1 pseudogene is annotated in these 1,090 nt (G+C 38.0%); it reads right to left on the bottom strand.

The features are described from left to right. Positions 1-219 precede the first annotated feature (219 nt). Positions 220-1,060: pseudogene (locus tag SORDD16_RS04540) on the bottom strand (amino acid ABC transporter substrate-binding protein). Positions 1,061-1,090: the final 30 nt, after the last annotated feature.

Raw genomic sequence — 1,090 nt, 5'->3', positions numbered from 1 at the left:
TATAACTTAATAAACTCTACTTGTGTGTTTACACAAAATTATTGACAGAACCAAACTCATAATATCTTCTAGTAGAATGGAATTAAACGAACTAGTACTGGAAAACACCTTATGTATGAAGTTTCCTATGAAGAAAATGTGCACTTAATTTGACAATTCAAGATAGAAAAAAGATCCAAAAAGACTGGGTGCAGTTCAGAAAAACCCAATCTCTTTTTCTTATTCTTGATTTTTAACTTGACTGGTTGCTACATCCTCTCCAAACCATTTTTGGCTGATTTCTTGGAACTTTCCTTCTTGATACAGTTCAACAAAAGCTTGGTTCAAAGCAGCGAGTAGAGATTTATCAGCAGGTCTAACACCGACCGCAAAGGACTCGCTTTCAAATCCTGCTGAAAAAACACGGTAATCATTTAAAATCCCTTCAGACTGCAGGTAGTAATTGGCATAGACACGGTCGATCAATAAGGCATCAATCCGATCATTTTTCAAATCAATCAAGGCTTCATTAAAACTCTGGTATTGGTTGGCCTTCTGGTCTTTGACACGATTTTTCAATAAGTCTGGCTGGGCTTCAAAATCCAAATAACCAGAAGATCCAGCCTGAGCCCCTAAAACTTTGTCTGTCATATCCTGAATTGAGTGGATATTTTTAGACTTTTTAGAGACCAAAACTTGTTGATTTTCCCATGTAAGGAATGGTAAAAGCAACCTTCTCTTTCCGTTCATCTGTAGCTGTATAGCCATTCCAGATGGCATCAATAGTACCATTTTGTAATTCGGTTTCTTTCATATCCCAGTCAATGGGTTGAAAGGTGATTTGGATTCCTAGCTTATCAGAAACAGCTTGGGCTAGGTCAATATCAAATCCTGCGTACTGACCATTCTTTTCTTCAAACCCCATAGGAACAAAGGTATTATCAAATCCAATGGTCACGCTCCCCTGCTTTTGGTACTTGGTCCAATTATCTTGCTTGGGGTCACTGGCCTTCTGCGTACAAGCTGTCAAAAAAACGCTAAATAACAGAGCAAATACAAGGACAATCTTCTTTTTCTTCATAAACACCTCCTACTTTGGGTCAACTTTGAG

The sequence above is a fragment of the Streptococcus oralis genome, assembly GCF_001578945.1.
Lineage (GTDB): Bacteria > Bacillota > Bacilli > Lactobacillales > Streptococcaceae > Streptococcus > Streptococcus oralis_Q.
Note: the sequence above shows the minus strand (reverse complement) of the source record. Positions and strands in the feature narration are given on the sequence as shown.